The sequence below is a fragment of the Marinobacterium sp. xm-m-383 genome, from assembly GCF_013283255.1.
Lineage (GTDB): Bacteria > Pseudomonadota > Gammaproteobacteria > Pseudomonadales > Balneatricaceae > Marinobacterium_E.
In genome coordinates this window covers 202,297-219,851 of the sequence record NZ_WBYT01000004.1, presented here as the reverse complement: position 1 = coordinate 219,851, position 17,555 = coordinate 202,297, and the positions used below count along the sequence as shown (strand labels likewise).

Below are 17,555 nucleotides of genomic sequence, written 5' to 3'. Positions count from 1 at the left end.
TCATTTATTGATATTACAGGCCTTACAGCTTAATTAAATGTAACCAACCCCCTATTCAAAAATGTGAACAAGGGATTGTTGAACAACCGTATAAAAAATAGTGTTACGCAACGAGTCGCTTTAATAGAAGAAAAACAACTTCTAATATCTAGATCCAACTCAACGAGTTTAATGATTCTTGAGCTAGTATTAACAAGTTAGTCGATGTCTTGTTTAAAACCCCAAGGAGAAAAATAATGATCAAACGTATTATCGCTCAGACTGCCGGTGTTGCAGTTCTTGGCGCTGCTATTGCAGCTTCTGCACAGGCCGCTGAATTTAACCTAAAGATGCACCACTTCCTTCCTGCGAAGGCACCTGCACACGCTAAGTTCTTCCAGCCATGGGCTGATTCTATTGAAGAAGCGTCTGAAGGCCGTATCAAGATCAAGATTTACGGTTCAATGTCTCTGGGTGGTAAACCACCTCAGCTAGTTGACCAAGTTCAAGACGGTTTCGTTGACATCATCTGGACGCTTCCTGGTTACACTCCAGGCCGTTTCCCAGCGATCTCTGCATTTGAAAACCCATTCATGGTAACGGATGCATACGAAACGTCGCAGGCACTTCAGGCTTACTACGAAGCTAACCCAGAAGTTCAGAAAGAGTTTGCTGATATGCACCCTCTAGCATTCTGGACGCATGACCGTGGCGTTGTTTACTCTAAAGGTGACGCAATCGACTCTGTTGCTGACTTCGCTGGCAAAAAGATTCGTAACCCAAGCCGTCCAGTTGCTGCTGCTCTAGATGCTCTAGGCGCTACTCCAGTCGGTATGCCTGTACCAGAGATGCCACAGGCACTGGCCAAAAACGTGATCGACGGCACAGTGATTCCATTTGAAATCGTACCTGCTCTCAAACTTCATGAGCTTGTCGACAACGCGGTTGAAGTTCAAACAGAAGATGGCCGTGGTCTATACACCGCAGTATTCCTTTTGGGCATGAACAAAGCTAAGTACGAATCAATGCCTGCTGATCTTCAACAGATCATGGATGACCACGCTGGCATGTACTTCGCCAAGCTAGGCGGTGAGTTCTTCAAAAACGCTGAAAACTACGGTCGTAAGCTGATTGACGAGAACGCAACTCGCTCACAGATGCCAGCTGCAGAAGTGAAGAAAATGCAGGAAGTAACCGCTAACGTACCCGTTGAGTGGGTTAAAGAGATGGACGGTCTAGGTCTACCAGGCCAGAAGCTTCTTGACTCAGCTAACGCTATGCTTGAGAAATACAGCAAATAATTAAAAGGTGTTCAAGTGACAACACTGTTACTGAAAACCCGGTCTCTAGCAGACCTCTACGAGCGAGCCACTTTGTGGCTCGCTCTTTTATCAGGATTCATCCTGACGATCATGGCATTCACTACGGTGACCAGTGTGGCGGGACGATACTTTTTCTCCTCGCCCATCAATGGTGATACCGAGATTGTCCAAATGTTTACCGCTGTGGTTGTTGCGTTAGCAATGCCCTACTGCCAAATGCGCTTTGGCAACGTCATTGTCGACGTCTTAACAGCTTCAGCTCCCGCGCCTTTCCGTCTCACTATGGATGTTATCGGCAGCCTAATTTTGGCCGTGCTCTTTTACTTCCTGGCGACACAGGCCTATGAGGGTGGCTTAGCTGCCCAGAAATACGGCAATGAGACGATGATGCTGCGGATGAAAGAGTGGTGGTTCTATATGACCATCGCCTTTGGCTTTAGCCTTACCTCTATCGCTGGTGTGCTTAAACCACTGGCAATGATTGCAGAATATAAGGGTGTGAAATGAGTGACGAATTAACGGCAGGCGTCATTATCCTGTTCATGCTAGTCATCATGTTTTTGCGTGTGCCGATCGGCATCGCAATGATGCTTGCCGGTGCGGTCGGTTACTCAATCATCGACGACTTCAGCACCCTAATGTTCTACATGAAGGGCTCATCCTTCGGACAGATGGCAAGCCATTCGCTATCGATCATTCCTCTGTTCCTACTGATGGGTAACCTCGCAACTCGTTCAGGTATTAGCCGTTCACTATTCACCGGTGTTAACGCCTTTATTGGCCACTACCGCGGTGGCCTGGCGTTAGCTGCCGTTGGCGGCTGTGGTGTATTTGGTGCGATCTGTGGTTCATCACTGGCAACAGCAGCGACTATGGGTCAGGTGGCACTTCCAGAGATGAAACGGCACGGCTACCACGGTGCTATGGCAACAGGCGCACTAGCCGCTGGTGGTACTCTAGGCATTCTAATCCCACCATCCATCGTTCTGATCATCTACGCGATCATGACCGAGCAGAACATCGTCAAGCTCTTCATGGCAGCGATGGTACCCGGCATCATGGCGATCATGGGCTACATGCTGGTTATCGCGATTCTGGTGAAGCTGAAGCCTCACTACGCGGACAAGAGCGCGAAAGCGAGCTGGTCTGAACGCGGTAAGGCACTGCTTGAACTGCTACCTGCAAGCTTCCTATTCATTGGTGTATTGGGTGGTATCTACGGCGGTATCTTCACACCTTCTGAAGCAGCCGCTTACGGTGTGGTCGGTACCATCGTCATTGCGCTAATCAACCGCCAACTTACCTGGGATGGATTCATCGACTGTATCAAGCAGACCGCTATCAACAGCGCGATGATCTTTGTCATCCTTCTAGGTGCCGATATCTTCAATGCCTTCCTGAGTCTAAGCGGCATGCCAGAGACACTGGCGGAGTGGATTCTGGATCGCGAATTGTCGCCTATGCTGGTACTGATGTTGATGTTAGCTGTCTACCTAGTGCTGGGCTGTTTGATGGATTCACTCTCGATGATCCTTCTGACAGTACCGATCTTCTTCCCAGCCATCATGGGTTTAGACTTCGGCATGACTGAAGAGCAGACCGCGCTCTGGTTCGGTATCATCTGTTTGATCGTGGTTGAGGTCGGCATGATCACCCCACCGGTAGGGATGAACGTCTTCATCATCAACAAAATCGCAGAGGGCGTTCCGATGCGGGATACCTTTGTGGGTGTTCTACCCTTCTTGGCGTCAGACTTCGTTCGCGTAGCCTTGCTACTGCTATTCCCTGTTCTGACCTGGGGTATTATTCCGGATTAAGCGCGTTAAATCGTACTGCAAAAACCGCCTTTATGGCGGTTTTTTTTGTTGGAGCCATATCGAAGATGTGGCGATCTTTTCGGTGACTGGCCTTCAGCCTGTCATCCGCTGTTGAAATCGATCGGGGTTTCAGCAGAGCTGAATTCCCTCCTACAATAGGACTTCGCGACAAGCCCGTAACGGAGTCCTACTGTAGGAGCGAATTGCCCGTAGGGCAAACCGCGAAAATATTCCGAAGCTTGTCACCTGATTTGAAATTACGCTAGAGCAGTGTCTCAACATACTCCGGCAGCTCTTGTGCTGGCGGTACTGGCTTGGAGTTACCCTCCTCATCCAGTGCAACAAACTTGAAAATCGCTTCGGTCACTTTTTCACGATGACCTATGCGACTGCGGCGCACCCAGCACTCCACTTTGATATCCATTGAGCTACTGCCGACTCTAACCACTTCGGTGTAGACACCCAGTACATCTCCGACACGAACCGGGCGGATAAAGCTCATACCATCCAGTGCAACCGTCACCACTCGACTCTGTGCACGCTGGCCCGCACATATACCGGCAGCCATATCCATTTGTGACAATACCCAACCACCGAAGATATCGCCTGAGGGGTTGGTATCAGCCGGCATTGCGATGGTACGGGTAGTAAGACGGCCTGTAGGGGTTTCTTGGGACATGAGGAACTCCAAATAATAAAAAACCGCCCGAAGGCGGTTTTTTGAATCAGCTTAGATATGCTTAACTTCTGCAATCTCATATTCAGTCACACCGGCCGGGGTCTCAACCGCGGCGATGTCGCCCTCCTCTTTACCGATCAGTGCTCGTGCAATCGGGGAGTTGATAGAGATCTTATTCAGTTTGATGTCTGCTTCATCGTCACCGACGATCTTGTAGGTCACTTCCGCGTCGGTATCGACGTTAATTAGATCAACCGTCGTACCAAAGATCACTTTACCCGTGTGAGGCAGGCTGGTGACATCGATCACTTGAACCACTGAAAGCTTGCTCTCAATGTCCGCGATACGACCTTCGATAAAGCCCTGCTGTTCACGCGCTGCGTGGTACTCAGCATTCTCTTTAAGGTCACCGTGCTCACGTGCTTCAGCAATCGCTGCAATCACGGTTGGGCGATCTTGGGTTTTAAGACGCTCCAGTTCAGCGCGAAGTGCCACTTCGCCCTCAACCGTCATGGGAACACGATTGACACTCATGCAGACGCCTCCGCGTGGATCTCTTGTAGACGACGCACGGTACGCTCTTCACCGTAACGAAGTGCTTCGGTAATCGCGACGGCACCGGCCATCGTCGTTGAGTAAGGCACTTTATGCTGCAGTGCTGCACGACGGATATCGGCTGAATCAGCAATCGCTTTACGGCCCTCCGTTGTGTTTACAACGTAGTTAACTTCGCCGTTCTTCAACATATCAACGATGTTTGGACGACCTTCAGTGACCTTGTTCACAACCTTAGCTGTAATGCCGTGAGTCTCTAGTAGTGCTGCTGTACCGCTGGTTGCAACGATATCGAAGCCAAGTTCAACCAACTGTTTAGTCAGTTCACAAGCGGCCTCTTTATCGACGTCACGCACTGAAACAAACGCAGTACCTGGCTTAGGTAGCTTGTCGCCAGCTCCCAAGTGAGCCTTCATGAATGCTTCACCGAAGGTTTCACCGGTACCCATGACTTCACCCGTAGACTTCATCTCTGGGCCAAGGATTGGGTCAACGCCCTGGAATTTATTGAACGGGAATACCGCCTCTTTCACGTTGAAGTAGCTTGGTACGATCTCTTTCGTAAAGCCTAGCTCTTCCAATGACTTACCGGTCATAACCAGTGCAGCGACTTTCGCTAGAGAAACACCGATACACTTAGATACGAAAGGAACTGTACGTGATGCACGAGGGTTAACCTCGATCACGTAGATCTCGCCATCTTGGTAGGCTAACTGGACGTTCATCAAGCCAACAACACCCAATTCAAGTGCCATCTTGCGCACCATCTCGCGCATCTCGTCCTGGACGTCTGCTGCAAGGTTGTACGGAGGGAATGAACATGCTGAGTCACCTGAGTGAACACCCGCCTGCTCAATGTGCTGCATGATCGCTCCAATCACGACCTGCTTACCGTCACAGACCGCATCGATATCCACTTCGATCGCTGCGTTTAGGAAGTGATCAAGCAGGACAGGTGATTCGTTAGAGACCTGAACGGCTGTATTCATGTACTTACGCAGCTCGTCCTCTTTGTAGACGATCTCCATCGCACGACCACCCAATACGTAAGATGGACGAACAACCAGTGGGTAACCGATCTTCTCGGCTTCAATGATCGCCTCTTCAAGGCTACGTACTGTTGAGTTCTCTGGCTGTTTCAGACCAAGACGCTTAAGCATCTGCTGGAACAGTTCACGGTCTTCAGCACGGTCGATCGCTTCAGACGAGGTACCAATGATTGGAACGCCAGCCTGTTCTAGAGCTACGGCTAATTTCAGAGGAGTCTGACCACCGTACTGAACAATCACGCCTTTAGGCTGTTCAACTTCAACGATTGCCAACACATCTTCTAGAGTGATCGGCTCGAAGTAGAGGCGGTCTGATGTGTCATAGTCGGTAGAGACGGTTTCAGGGTTACAGTTAACCATGATGGTCTCGTAGCCATCTTCACGCGCTGCAAGCGCTGCATGAACACAGCAGTAGTCAAATTCTATACCCTGACCGATACGGTTAGGGCCACCACCGATGACCATGATCTTGTCACGATCCGATGGGTTCGCTTCACACTCCTCTTCGTACGTTGAGTACATGTAAGCGGTATCTGTCGCAAATTCTGCGGCACAGGTATCGACACGCTTGTAGACTGGCTTAATACCAGCCGCCTGACGATGCTTGCGGAACTGTTTCTCTGAAACACCCAATAGCTTAGCTAGACGAGCATCTGAGAAACCTTTGCGCTTCAGCATGAACAGATCGGTTGTAGAGAGTTCACTCAGTGCGGTTTCCGATACGCGCTGCTCATCTTTGATGATGTCTTCGATCTGAACCAAGAACCAAGGATCAACGCCACTCAGTTTGTAGATCTCATCAACGCTCATACCCATACGGAAGGCATCGCCGATGTACCAGATGCGCTCAGAACCTGGAGTTGTGAGTTCGTATACGATCTTATCGCGTGCATCTTCAGCGGTAATATCAACAATCGGATCGAAGCCTTCAGAACCAACCTCTAGACCACGTAGCGCTTTCTGCAAAGACTCTTGCTGAGTACGACCAATCGCCATCACCTCACCCACCGACTTCATCTGAGTCGTTAGGCGATCATTTGCTTGTGGGAATTTTTCAAAGGTGAAACGAGGGATCTTAGTTACTACGTAGTCGATGGCAGGCTCGAAGGACGCTGGTGTTTGACCGCCAGTGATATCGTTCTGAAGCTCATCAAGGGTGTAACCGACCGCCAGTTTTGCCGCCACTTTCGCAATTGGGAAACCTGTTGCTTTTGAAGCCAGTGCTGAAGAGCGCGATACGCGTGGGTTCATTTCGATCACCACAACGCGTCCAGTCTTTGGACAAACACCGAACTGTACGTTCGAACCGCCTGTTTCAACACCGATCTCACGCAGAACTGCAATCGAAGCATTACGCATCAACTGGTACTCTTTATCGGTCAAGGTCTGCGCTGGTGCGACTGTGATCGAGTCACCAGTGTGTACGCCCATGGCATCAAAGTTTTCGATCGAACAGATGATGATACAGTTATCGTTCTTGTCGCGGACAACCTCCATCTCGTACTCTTTCCAACCGATCAACGACTCATCGATAAGAAGCTCGTTGGTTGGTGATAGATCCAGACCACGCTCACAGATTTCGATGAACTCTTCACGGTTGTAGGCGATACCACCACCAGAACCACCCATAGTGAATGATGGACGGATGATCGCTGGGAAGCCAACCTGATCCAGTACCTGAAGAGCCTCTTCCATCGAGTGAGCGATAGAGGCGCGTGGACACTCAAGGCCGATGTTCTTCATCGCCTTGTCAAAACGTTCACGGTCTTCCGCTTTATCGATCGCATCTTGAGTAGCGCCGATCATCTCTACACCAAACTCAGCCAATACGCCTTCGCGGTCGAGATCAAGCGCACAGTTCAGTGCAGTCTGACCACCCATAGTCGGTAGCAGCGCATCTGGACGCTCTTTCTCAATGATCTTAGCAACCGTTTTCCAGTTGATTGGCTCGATGTATGTCGCATCAGCCATCGCTGGATCGGTCATGATCGTTGCTGGGTTTGAGTTAACAAGAATAACTCGGTAACCCTCTTCGCGAAGCGCTTTACACGCTTGTGCGCCAGAATAGTCAAACTCACACGCCTGACCGATAACGATCGGGCCTGCACCTAGGATAAGAATACTTTGTATGTCGGAACGTTTTGGCATCGTAAAACCTGGTCTAAATCTGTTTCTCTAAGTTACCCGTTACAACTCAGCCCTGTTGGCGTGAGCGCATCATCTCAACGAAGCGATCGAAGAGTGGTGCCACATCGTGTGGACCAGGGCTCGCTTCTGGGTGCCCTTGGAAACTGAACGCTGGACGATCAGTACGCTCAATACCCTGTAGTGAGCCATCGAACAGTGATTTGTGTGTTGCACGTAGTGTGCTAGGTAGTGAATCTTCAGCCACCGCGAAACCGTGGTTCTGGCTGGTGATCATCACCTGCTTGCTATCTAGATCCTGAACGGGGTGGTTGGCACCGTGGTGACCAAACTTCATCTTCTCAGTCTTAGCACCTGACGCAAGCGCAAGTAGCTGGTGACCAAGACAGATGCCGAAAACTGGCAGTTCTGTTTTTAGAATGTCAGAGATCGCATCGATCGCGTAATCACATGGCTCTGGGTCACCAGGACCATTCGACAAGAAAACGCCATCTGGATTCATTGCAAGCACTTCAGATGCTGGTGTCTGTGCAGGCACAACCGTCAAACGGCAGCCTCGCTCAACCAGCATGCGTAGAATATTTTGTTTAACACCGAAATCGTAAGCCACTACGTTGAACGGTTGATCAGCATCGGCTTTCTCTGTGTAGCCAGTACCAAGCTCCCAAGTCGAAGTGCGCCAAGCATCAGAACTGTCACGTGTGACGACTTTTGCTAGGTCCATGCCTTTCAGGCCAGGGAAGCCACGAGCAGCATCGAGTGCTTTCGCTTCATCAATGTTATCACCCGCAACGATGCAACCATTCTGGGCACCTTTCTCACGAAGAATACGAGTTAAGCGGCGTGTATCAATGCCGGCAATACCCATGATGTTGCGCTCTTTTAGGTACTCATCTAGCGCCTGTTCAGAGCGGAAGTTGCTCGCAAGTAGAGGCAGATCACGAATCACAAGACCTGCAACCCAAGTACGATCAGATTCTGCATCTTCAGCGTTACAACCCACGTTACCAATGTGTGGGTAGGTGAGTGTCACGATCTGGCGGCAGTAGGATGGATCGGTAAGGATCTCTTGATAACCGGTCATTGAGGTGTTGAATACAACCTCACCTGATGATTCGCCTTCGGCGCCGATCGAAATACCCCTAAAAATAGAACCGTCTTCAAGGGCTAAGATGGCTGGCTGCGTCAAAAGAACCTCCCCGCGCGCTGGCTAGATATGAAAAATTACTGTGGCTTGGCTGCAAAAAAGCGAGGCCAACTTGGGGTCCGCCTCGCTTTCAAAAACATCTCTTCGGTGGGATGCGCCGCTATCGCGGGCAAAACCTGCGGTATTCTAAGGGAATTAGCTGCGCAAGTCCATGCCGAATCGGTCGAATATGGTGAGTAAAAGTCAACTTAAACTGTAGCTAAGTTGCCCTTCTCCTCAAGCCAGCTCTTGCGATCCGAAGCCCGCTTCTTCGCCAACAACATATCAAGCACCTGGTGAGTATCATCTCCGGACTCCAGCGTTAGCTGAACCAAACGACGGGTATCAGGATCCATCGTTGTTTCACGCAACTGCATCGGGTTCATCTCACCCAATCCCTTGAATCGTTGCACACCGATGCGCGCGTTTTTGCGCTCCGCTTTGATGCGCTCAACGATGCCATTCTTCTCAGACTCATCCAGAGCGTAGAAGACCTCTTTCGCGACATCGATTCGGAACAACGGTGGCATAGCGACATAGACATGCCCTGCAGCCACTAAGGGTTTGAAGTGCCTCAGAAAGAGTGCACAGATCAGCGTGGCGATGTGCGCACCATCAGAATCGGCATCTGCAAGAATACAGACCTTGCCGTAACGCAAATTACTCAGATCTTCGGCACCCGGATCCACGCCAATGGCCACCGAAATATCGTGAATCTCTTGCGAACCGAGGATCTCTGAAGAGTCGACTTCCCAGGTATTCAAGATCTTTCCGCGCAGCGGCATGATCGCCTGAAAGTCCCGACTACGCGCCTGTTTTGCTGAACCGCCTGCCGAGTCACCCTCGACCAAGAAGAGTTCACTGCGCATAGGGTCGGTGCCCGAACAGTCGGCCAATTTACCTGGTAGAGCCGGCCCCTGCGTTACCTTTTTACGCACCACTTTCTTAGCAGAACGCAGACGTTTTTGTGCATTGGCGATCACCAATTCAGCAATCGCCTCACCCTCTTCAACGTGCTTATTTAGCCATAATAGGAAGGCATCTTTTACCGCACCTGAGATAAACGCCGCAATTTGACGTGAAGAGAGACGCTCTTTGGTTTGACCAGAGAACTGCGGGTCACGCATCTTAGCTGAAAGAATAAAGCAGCAACGATCCCAGACATCCTCTGGCGACAGCTTCACACCGCGTGGCAGCAGGCTGCGGAAGTCACAAAACTCACGCAACGCTTCCAAAAGACCGGTACGCAGGCCATTCACATGGGTTCCGCCTTGCGCGGTCGGGATCAAGTTGACGTAGCTTTCGCAGGTCATCTCACCACCCTCTTTTAGCCACTGCACGGCCCACTCAACAGCATCCTCTTCACCCTGCAAAGAGCCACAAAATGGCTCCTCTGGGAGGGTTTCATAAACTTGTGTATTACCTTTCAGATACGCCACTAAGCCATCTTCGTAGTACCACTCCTCTTTCTCTTTCTTACCAGTAGAGAGATCGGTAAAGGTCACTTTCAAACCGGGACAGAGAACGGCCTTGGCACGCAGATTATGCTTCAGACGACTGACACTAAACTTAGGCGAATCGAAGTAACTAGGATCGGGCAAGAAGCGAACAGTGGTACCGGTATTGCGCTGACCACAGGTATCGACCACTTCAAGATCCGATACTTTCTCGCCGTCTGCAAAGCCGATGCGATGCACCTGACCACCACGACGAATTTGCACCTCCAACAGCTTAGAGAGTGCGTTAACAACGGAGACACCCACCCCGTGGAGACCGCCCGAGTAGTTGTAGTTGTCATTGTTAAACTTACCGCCGGCATGAAGCTTGGTCAGAATCAGCTCAACCCCTGGGACACCCTCCTCTGGGTGAATGTCCACCGGCATACCGCGACCATCATCGGACACAGAGAGTGAGTTGTCGGGGTGCAGAATGATATCGATCTGCTTTGCATGGCCTGCCAACGCCTCATCGACTGAGTTGTCGATCACCTCTTGTGCTAGGTGATTGGGACGATCCGTTTCTGTGTACATTCCCGGGCGACGCTTTACTGGGTCAAGCCCGCTTAGTACCTCGATCGAACCAGCATTATAGTCCTTTGACATATCTCTCTTTTCCTAGCCGTTCTCAGGCTGCCAGCGATTCTCAGCGAAGGCAAAAATCGTCGGCAACATGGATTCAAAATTTTCAAAGCCGTGATGGCCGCCCGGTTGAACAATCTGCGAGGAATCAATGTAGTAGCTAACAGCCTCACGATAGTCGAGGGTCTCATCTCCCTCTTGCAGCATCAGCAGTAGACGTTCCGGGTATGTCAGTTGAGGATAATACAACCGCTCTAACTGAGCCATATGTTCAAGCGTCAATTCATACTCTTCGCCAGAGTAGAAATTCTTTTGCGGACCTAGTAACGCACCCAACAGTGTGTGTGGCGCAACCGCCGGGTTAACTAAAATGGCTTTTACATGTGCGTAGCGCTCACTGAGGCAAGTCGCATAAAAACCACCCAAAGAGCTGCCAATCAATAGTAGCTCGTCATGCTGCTGAACAATCGTCTCTAGCTGCTGCATCGCCTCTTCTGGCCAGTGCGACAATGCGGGTACTGATAGCTGCGATGCCCTACCGATCGACTCAAAGTGGCGTATCAACTGCTGACCTTTAAGCGACTCGGGTGAACTGTTAAAACCGTGAATATAGAGAAAATGCATTACTGTCCGCTCACCACCTTCACATCATGACGCACACCCTGAGTCGCACAGTGTCCTAACCACTCCGCAAGATGTTGATTAAGCTGGTATTTTTCATCTGGCTGATGCATCGCATCATTAGGGTAATCGTAACGTCCAGGCAGTTGTGAGCGACGTTTTAAACAGACCACTTCCGCCATCCGTGCATCATGATAGAGACGTATCACAAAAGACTGTGGGTTAAACCATGGGGAAGCTTGCTCAGGCCAGTAAGAGAGTGTCCACGTCGAGGTGTAGGCAAACTCCTCATCGCGTTTAATGGCGACAACATAGGCGTGTTGATGCCACTCGATACGAAACTCAATAGACTCCTGCTGAGCAGGAAGCAGACGCATCAGACGGGCATAGTTGGTCTCAGAGACAACACTCTGTTTTACCAAATCCGGTACGTACTTACGCTTCACATCATGCATCAACAGCACCTTGTAAACTTAATTTATTCAGCGCCAGCCACTGCAAACCTATGATGGCAGGCGAACTATTAATAACACCCTGATTGACTAACTCTATGGCATCATCACTCGAAAGGACGTGAACACGAATATCTTCACCCTCCTCCGGCAAACCATGAATGCCTCTGGCCTGCTCCGAATCCACCTCAGCATAAAGCAGATCGATCCACTCATCACAGCCACCGCCACTGGGCAGATAACGAATAATTCTACGCGGCTCGCCGATCACCAAGCCAGCCTCCTCAATCGACTCACGCTTAGCAACCTGTACAGAGCTTTCACCCTCTTCCACCACACCAGCAACCACCTCAAGCATCCATGGAGAGGGGCCCTGCAGAGACCCAACCCGAAACTGCTCAACCAACACGACAGAGTCCTTCGCAGGATCATAAAGCAGCACACAGACCGCATCTCCCCGCTGAAACAGTTCGCGTGTGATCTCAATCGATTGACCTAAAAAAGTCTTATGCTCAAGCGTTAACCGCTTAACCCGAAAATAACCCTGAAAGGCCGTCTCATCGTTGATCAAGCGATAATCTTGTTGCCCAAAGCTGGGAGCCCAAGCCGGTTTGGAGTGCTCAGAACTCATTGCGCAGCCTGTTTCTCGCCAGCAAATTGACGCAACTGCTGAATCTCTTCTGGCCAAATCGTCTCATCAATAGTCTCTAAACAGAGCGGGACACCACGAAAACGATCGTCCTGCATGATGTAACGAAACGCCTCCCAGCCAATTTCACCCTGACCCAATGAGTGGTGACGATCGACGCGACCACCCAGCGCTATTTTAGAGTCGTTAATGTGCATACCGCACAACCTATCAAAGCCGATCAGTCGTTCAAACTCGGCAAAACTCTGCTCACAGGCTTCAAAAGTGCGTAGATCATAACCTGCAGCAAAAATATGGCAGGTATCGATGCAGACACCAATGCGTTCAGGGTATCGGCTTTTGTCGATGATGGCCGCAATCTCTTCAAATCTGTAACCTAAATTGGATCCCTGCCCCGCCGTCGTCTCAATCACGGCGATGACCTGTTCGGTCTCCTGAGTCGCGATATCGATCGATTCAGAGATGGTCGCTAAACAGCTTGTCACATCGATCTTTTTAAGATGACTGCCCGGATGAAAATTCAGATAACAGAGCCCTAACTGCTCGCAACGCTGCATCTCATCAACAAAGGCGTCGCGTGACTTCTCAAGTGGCTCTGCCTCTGGGTGCCCCAAATTAATCAGGTAACTGTCGTGCGGAAGAATTTGCTCTGGCAGAAAGCTATGCTCGGCACAGTTCGCTTTAAACTGCTCGATTGTCTCATCGGCAAGCGGCTTAGCTACCCACTGTCTCTGATTCTTAGTAAACAGCGCAAACGCATTGGCACCGATCGCCGCCGCATTCAATGGCGCATTCTGCACCCCACCCGCTGCGCTAACATGGGCACCAACGTAGTAGGGCTTCAGTGAGTTACTTACAGCTTGCACGCACCACCTGCACAGTCGTCAAAGTCCATCGACTCAAGCTCCATTCGCTCAGAGTGTGCGCTTTTAATCACCTTCAATAGACTACCCTCAGCGGATCCATCTTCAGCGACTCCAGCACGCTCAAATACAGAGACCAAAATACCCAGTTCGTCTGTCGTAAAATCGTTCATTCTCTTCTCCTTATTATCGGGCTAGAGTGGCTTAAGCCACTCCACCATTAGCTGTAAGCTGCGCTGCCCACGAAATTCATTGATATCCAATCGGTAGACGGCACGCACACGATTGATCGACGCATTCGGCCAAATATCAGACTCTACATTAAAGGCGATTGCATCCAGTGCCAAGCCTGTTGTCGGCTCTTGCAGTACCATTTTCAGATGTTTTTGACCGACGATACGCTGCTGCAACAGTCGAAACTCACCATGGAAGCTCGGCTCTGGGAATTGGTGTCCCCAGGGGCCCGCTTCTTGAATCATCTGGGCCAGCTCCATGGTAAATTGATTAGGCGCCAGCTCACCATCCGTCTCGATCACTCGATCCAGATCCTCTTTGCGTGTCTGACGAGTCACTTCAGCCGCAAAAGCAGTCTCGAAACGAGCCAGATCCGCTTTGGCGATGGTCAAACCCGCTGCCATCGCATGACCACCAAACTTTGAGATTAAGCCAGGGTGTTCGGTCGCTATACGATCCAACCCATCGCGTATATGAAACCCCTCAATGGAACGAGCCGATCCTTTAATCTCACCCTCTTCACCCGGCGCAAACACAATCACCGGTCGATGCAGCTTCTCTTTAACGCGAGAGGCTAGAATACCAATAACGCCCTGATGCCACTGCTCGTTAAAGAGCGCTATGCCGGCTGGACGTTCAGCTTCAGAGAGATCCAACGACTCTAAATAGGCCATCGCTTGAGCCTGCATTTCAGACTCAATGGAGCGTCGCTCGCGGTTTAAGGCATCCAGCTGCTCAGCGTATTCTCGTGCACGTTGTGGGTCCTCCTCTAGAAGACACTCTATACCCAAACTGATGTCATCCAAACGACCTGCTGCATTTAGGCGTGGTGCAACGGCAAACCCCAGATCAGAGCTACTGATGCGTTGATGATCACGCCCAGCAACCTCTAAAAGCGCAAGCAGGCCCGGGCGCGCTCTACCAGCACGGATTCGCGCCAACCCTTGATGTACCAGTGTTCGGTTATTCCGCTCCAGAGGCACCACATCCGCTACCGTACCCAGGGCAATAAGATCAAGATAGTTAGCCAAATTCGGAGCCTTAACTCCGCTCTTCTCAAACCAACCAAGCTGCTGCAGCTGACGACGAAGTGCGATTAAGAGGTAGAAGATGACACCGGCACCACAGGTCGATTTCGCCATAAACTGACAACCGGCCTGATTGGGATTAATGATTGCCACCGCCTTGGGCAATACCGAGCCCGGCAGGTGGTGATCGGTCACGATCACATCGATCCCTAGCATATTGGCTCGATCAACACCTTCGATACTGGAGATGCCATTATCGACGGTAATGATTAGATCGGGCTGTTTCTGCTGAGCAACCTCAACAATTTCCGGAGACAGGCCATAGCCGTATTCGAATCGATTTGGAACGAGATAGTCGACCTGATTAAAACCAAACGCACGCAGAGCCAGTAACGCCGTCGTCGTACTGGTCGCACCATCACAATCAAAATCGCCAACGATCAGGATCGACTCCTGTTGCCGAAGCGCAGTGACAAGCCTTGCCACCCCGGCATCAATGCCTAACATGGCACCGTCGGGGAGCAGGGTCTCCAACCCCTTTTCAAGCTCACTGAGCTCAGACACGCCGCGCCCGGCGTAGATACGCGCAATCACCGGATGCAAAGAGGCAAGTGAGGAAGATACAGCGCCTATTGGGCGCTCAATAATCATCGCTTCGCTCAAGACTCACCTGGCAAAAGCTGATCAGTTTTATCGGTTAGGTAGTAGACAACCAGGCCTATCCATTCGCGCAAACCGGTGTGAAGGTCTCGCATGTTACGCCACAGCCTTGGATCCAACTTAAAGCCTGTTGTAGTCGTCGTGTAGTAATCCACTGGGTAGGGAATGACCTGCCAACCCTGTTTCTCAAAGATACCTACAGAGCGCGGCATATGAAAAGCCGAGGTCACCAACAACCACGGCTTATCAGGCACAGCACCCAACAATTTTGCCGACAATAGCGCATTTTCATAGGTGTTTCGGGACTGGTTCTCCAAAAGGACCCTATCCGCAAGACCTATTTGCCCCAGATAATCGGCCACACCATCCGCCCCTTTGAACGATTGACGGAGAACGGACCCACTGCCACCGGTAAAGATGATTTTCGCTTCAGGAAAACGCTTAGCCAAGGCTGGAATCACCATCACCCGCTCAGCAGCGGCATTGAACTGGGACTGTTGCCAAACCGAAGAGAGCTCAGGGTTTTCACCGCCGCCCAAAATCACGATCCCGGCGGGCTCAATCTGATTCAGATCCGGTTGCTTAAAACGTGACTCCAAAGGGTACAAAACCGCATCTCCCAAGGGCATCAATAGAACCGCCATCAACAGCAGTAGATCAATGGAGAGCAACCAGCCGGCTAAACGGCGTTTACCTAACCAAAGCAAAAAAAGGCCAAGCAGCATCAACCAGACCAAAAGATGGTCAGGTGCAGCGAGAAACCAGAAAAGCTTTGAGAGTGAGAAGAAACTGTCCATACAAAAAAACGCCCCTCAAGTGAGGGGCGATTCATTTAGCTCTTGTGCGAGTGAGTCGCCACAAACTGTTGTACTGTGGCCAGATCATTATCCAGCACCGACAGACGCTCTTCTCGTTCAAACAGATCGCTCATATGAGCCGGCAAGCTAGGCGATTCAAGACCCGCTTTCACAACAGGATCTGGGAACTTAACCGGGTGCGCGGTGGCCAGAGTGACCATCGGCACACTCATATCACGACGACATTCGCGTGCTGCTTTAACACCAATCGCTGTGTGCGGATCCAGTAGGTACTCAGTCGACTCGTAGACATCAGCAATAACCTGACAGGTTGTCTCATCATCAACGGCGTAGCTGTTAAACAGCTCGCGAACCTTATCCCACTCACCATCACCAAGATGAACAGACTCTCTCTTAAAGCGCGCCATCAGATCAGCAACGGCTTTACCGTCACGACCATAAACATCAAATAGAAGACGCTCAAAGTTCGACGAGACCATAATATCCATCGATGGCGACAGAGTATGCTCAAGCTGACCTTTAGACATATCGTTACCGCTGATGACGCGGTGAAGAATGTCATTACGGTTAGTCGCTACCACCAACTGATCGATCGGCAGACCCATCTGTTTAGCGAGGTAGCCGGCAAAAATATCACCGAAGTTACCCGTTGGAACCGAGAAAGAGACTGGACGATGAGGGCCACCCAACGTCAGCGAGGCTGAGAAGTAGTAGACGATCTGAGCCATGATACGAGCCCAGTTGATTGAGTTCACTGCACCCAGCTTCATACCGTTTAGGAAGCTCTGATCAGCAAAACTGTCTTTCACCATCTCCTGACAGTCATCAAAGTTACCTTCCAAGGCGATATTGAAGACATTGTCTTCCAATACGGTCGTCATCTGACGACGCTGTACTTCAGAGACACGGTTGTAAGGGTGAAGAATGAAGATATCCAAGTGATCAGAGTGACGACAGCCTTCGATCGCTGCAGAACCCGTGTCACCTGAGGTAGCACCCATAATCACCAGGCGTTCATTGCGCTGTTTCAGCACATGATCCATCAAACGACCGAGCAACTGCAGTGCGAAATCTTTAAATGCCAAGGTAGGACCATGGAACAGCTCAAGAACGAACTCGTTGCTATCGATCTGAACCAAAGGTGCTACGGCATCGTGTTTAAAGACAGCGTAGGTCTCATCGATCATCGATTTAAGATCCCCGTCGCTAATGCACTCTTCAACGAACGGCTTGATCACTTTGAAGGCAAGATCCGCATAGCTAAGGCCTGCCCAGCTTGCGATCTCCTCTTTCGAGAAAGTCGGTAGAGTCTCAGGTACATAGAGACCCCCATCAGACGCCAAACCAGCTAATAGCACATCCGCAAAATTGAGTGCGGGCGCATCACCACGAGTCGAAATATAACGCATCGAAAATTCCT

At 50.6% G+C, this 17,555-nt stretch carries 16 protein-coding genes; 3 read left to right on the top strand and 13 right to left on the bottom strand.

Annotated features, from left to right (window positions below; all coding sequences use genetic code 11):
* Window positions 1–236: 236 nt before the first annotated feature.
* From XMM383_RS08545 to XMM383_RS08535, 3 genes are read left to right on the top strand one after another with little or no spacing between them, the layout of a single operon-like run.
* A complete protein-coding gene (locus tag XMM383_RS08545) occupies window positions 237–1,280 on the top strand; it encodes a TRAP transporter substrate-binding protein (protein WP_217361972.1) in 1,044 nt (347 codons plus the stop codon).
* Between the two features lie 15 nt (window positions 1,281–1,295).
* Window positions 1,296–1,808, top strand: coding sequence for a TRAP transporter small permease (locus XMM383_RS08540; protein ID WP_173482975.1), 513 nt, complete (start codon window positions 1,296–1,298; stop codon window positions 1,806–1,808).
* Window positions 1,805–3,118, top strand: coding sequence for a TRAP transporter large permease (locus XMM383_RS08535; protein ID WP_173482976.1), 1,314 nt, complete (start codon window positions 1,805–1,807; stop codon window positions 3,116–3,118). The genes XMM383_RS08540 and XMM383_RS08535 overlap by 4 nt, the downstream gene beginning before the upstream one ends.
* 262 nt (window positions 3,119–3,380) lie before the next feature.
* On the opposite strand, the gene XMM383_RS08530 is transcribed toward XMM383_RS08535, so the two are convergent.
* From XMM383_RS08530 to thrC, 13 genes are all read right to left on the bottom strand, one after another.
* Window positions 3,381–3,797 carry an acyl-CoA thioesterase gene (locus XMM383_RS08530; protein WP_173480231.1) on the bottom strand — a complete coding sequence of 139 codons (417 nt, stop codon included), beginning with the start codon at window positions 3,795–3,797 and terminating at the stop codon, window positions 3,381–3,383.
* A gap of 51 nt (window positions 3,798–3,848) precedes the next feature.
* Window positions 3,849–4,331 carry a transcription elongation factor GreA gene (gene greA, locus XMM383_RS08525; protein ID WP_173480230.1) on the bottom strand — a complete coding sequence of 161 codons (483 nt, stop codon included), beginning with the start codon at window positions 4,329–4,331 and terminating at the stop codon, window positions 3,849–3,851.
* A complete protein-coding gene (gene carB / locus XMM383_RS08520; RefSeq protein ID WP_173480229.1) occupies window positions 4,328–7,549 on the bottom strand; it encodes a carbamoyl-phosphate synthase large subunit in 3,222 nt (1,073 codons plus the stop codon). The genes greA and carB overlap by 4 nt, the downstream gene beginning before the upstream one ends.
* Window positions 7,550–7,595: 46 nt before the next feature.
* Window positions 7,596–8,735, bottom strand: coding sequence for a glutamine-hydrolyzing carbamoyl-phosphate synthase small subunit (carA, locus tag XMM383_RS08515; RefSeq protein ID WP_173480228.1), 1,140 nt, complete (start codon window positions 8,733–8,735; stop codon window positions 7,596–7,598).
* Between the two features lie 206 nt (window positions 8,736–8,941).
* A complete protein-coding gene (gene parE, locus XMM383_RS08510) occupies window positions 8,942–10,834 on the bottom strand; it encodes a DNA topoisomerase IV subunit B (protein WP_173480227.1) in 1,893 nt (630 codons plus the stop codon).
* 12 nt (window positions 10,835–10,846) lie between these two features.
* The gene (locus XMM383_RS08505) at window positions 10,847–11,434 is read right to left on the bottom strand and encodes a YqiA/YcfP family alpha/beta fold hydrolase (protein ID WP_173494988.1); all 588 of its coding nucleotides are present in this window, start codon (window positions 11,432–11,434) and stop codon (window positions 10,847–10,849) included.
* A complete protein-coding gene (locus tag XMM383_RS08500) occupies window positions 11,434–11,886 on the bottom strand; it encodes a DUF1249 domain-containing protein (protein WP_173480225.1) in 453 nt (150 codons plus the stop codon). Before XMM383_RS08500 ends, XMM383_RS08505 begins: the two co-directional genes overlap by 1 nt.
* Window positions 11,879–12,514: an NUDIX domain-containing protein gene (locus XMM383_RS08495; protein WP_173480224.1), complete on the bottom strand. Its 636-nt coding sequence runs from the start codon at window positions 12,512–12,514 to the stop codon at window positions 11,879–11,881. Before XMM383_RS08495 ends, XMM383_RS08500 begins: the two co-directional genes overlap by 8 nt.
* Window positions 12,511–13,398: a deoxyribonuclease IV gene (gene nfo, locus XMM383_RS08490; protein ID WP_371731420.1), complete on the bottom strand. Its 888-nt coding sequence runs from the start codon at window positions 13,396–13,398 to the stop codon at window positions 12,511–12,513. Before nfo ends, XMM383_RS08495 begins: the two co-directional genes overlap by 4 nt.
* The gene (locus tag XMM383_RS08485; protein WP_173480223.1) at window positions 13,386–13,568 is read right to left on the bottom strand and encodes a hypothetical protein; all 183 of its coding nucleotides are present in this window, start codon (window positions 13,566–13,568) and stop codon (window positions 13,386–13,388) included. Before XMM383_RS08485 ends, nfo begins: the two co-directional genes overlap by 13 nt.
* Window positions 13,569–13,589: 21 nt before the next feature.
* Window positions 13,590–15,320, bottom strand: coding sequence for a single-stranded-DNA-specific exonuclease RecJ (recJ, locus tag XMM383_RS08480; protein ID WP_371744231.1), 1,731 nt, complete (start codon window positions 15,318–15,320; stop codon window positions 13,590–13,592).
* Entirely contained in the window at window positions 15,317–16,114 is a 798-nt protein-coding gene (locus tag XMM383_RS08475; protein ID WP_173482984.1) for a YdcF family protein, read from the bottom strand. Before XMM383_RS08475 ends, recJ begins: the two co-directional genes overlap by 4 nt.
* 35 nt (window positions 16,115–16,149) lie before the next feature.
* Window positions 16,150–17,544, bottom strand: a complete 1,395-nt coding sequence (gene thrC / locus XMM383_RS08470; protein ID WP_173480221.1) for a threonine synthase — start codon at window positions 17,542–17,544, stop codon at window positions 16,150–16,152.
* Window positions 17,545–17,555 lie beyond the last annotated feature (11 nt).

Coding starts and splice junctions, on each gene's coding strand:
- greA (WP_173480230.1), bottom strand. CDS start 4,331: ATGAGTGTCAATCGTGTTCCCATGACGGTTGAGGGCGAAGTGGCACTT.
- XMM383_RS08475 (WP_173482984.1), bottom strand. CDS start 16,114: ATGGACAGTTTCTTCTCACTCTCAAAGCTTTTCTGGTTTCTCGCTGCA.
- XMM383_RS08485 (WP_173480223.1), bottom strand. CDS start 13,568: ATGAACGATTTTACGACAGACGAACTGGGTATTTTGGTCTCTGTATTT.
- carB (WP_173480229.1), bottom strand. CDS start 7,549: ATGCCAAAACGTTCCGACATACAAAGTATTCTTATCCTAGGTGCAGGC.
- parE (WP_173480227.1), bottom strand. CDS start 10,834: ATGTCAAAGGACTATAATGCTGGTTCGATCGAGGTACTAAGCGGGCTT.
- XMM383_RS08535 (WP_173482976.1), top strand. CDS start 1,805: ATGAGTGACGAATTAACGGCAGGCGTCATTATCCTGTTCATGCTAGTC.
- XMM383_RS08530 (WP_173480231.1), bottom strand. CDS start 3,797: ATGTCCCAAGAAACCCCTACAGGCCGTCTTACTACCCGTACCATCGCA.
- XMM383_RS08500 (WP_173480225.1), bottom strand. CDS start 11,886: ATGCATGATGTGAAGCGTAAGTACGTACCGGATTTGGTAAAACAGAGT.
- thrC (WP_173480221.1), bottom strand. CDS start 17,544: ATGCGTTATATTTCGACTCGTGGTGATGCGCCCGCACTCAATTTTGCG.
- XMM383_RS08505 (WP_173494988.1), bottom strand. CDS start 11,434: ATGCATTTTCTCTATATTCACGGTTTTAACAGTTCACCCGAGTCGCTT.
- XMM383_RS08545 (WP_217361972.1), top strand. CDS start 237: ATGATCAAACGTATTATCGCTCAGACTGCCGGTGTTGCAGTTCTTGGC.
- XMM383_RS08495 (WP_173480224.1), bottom strand. CDS start 12,514: ATGAGTTCTGAGCACTCCAAACCGGCTTGGGCTCCCAGCTTTGGGCAA.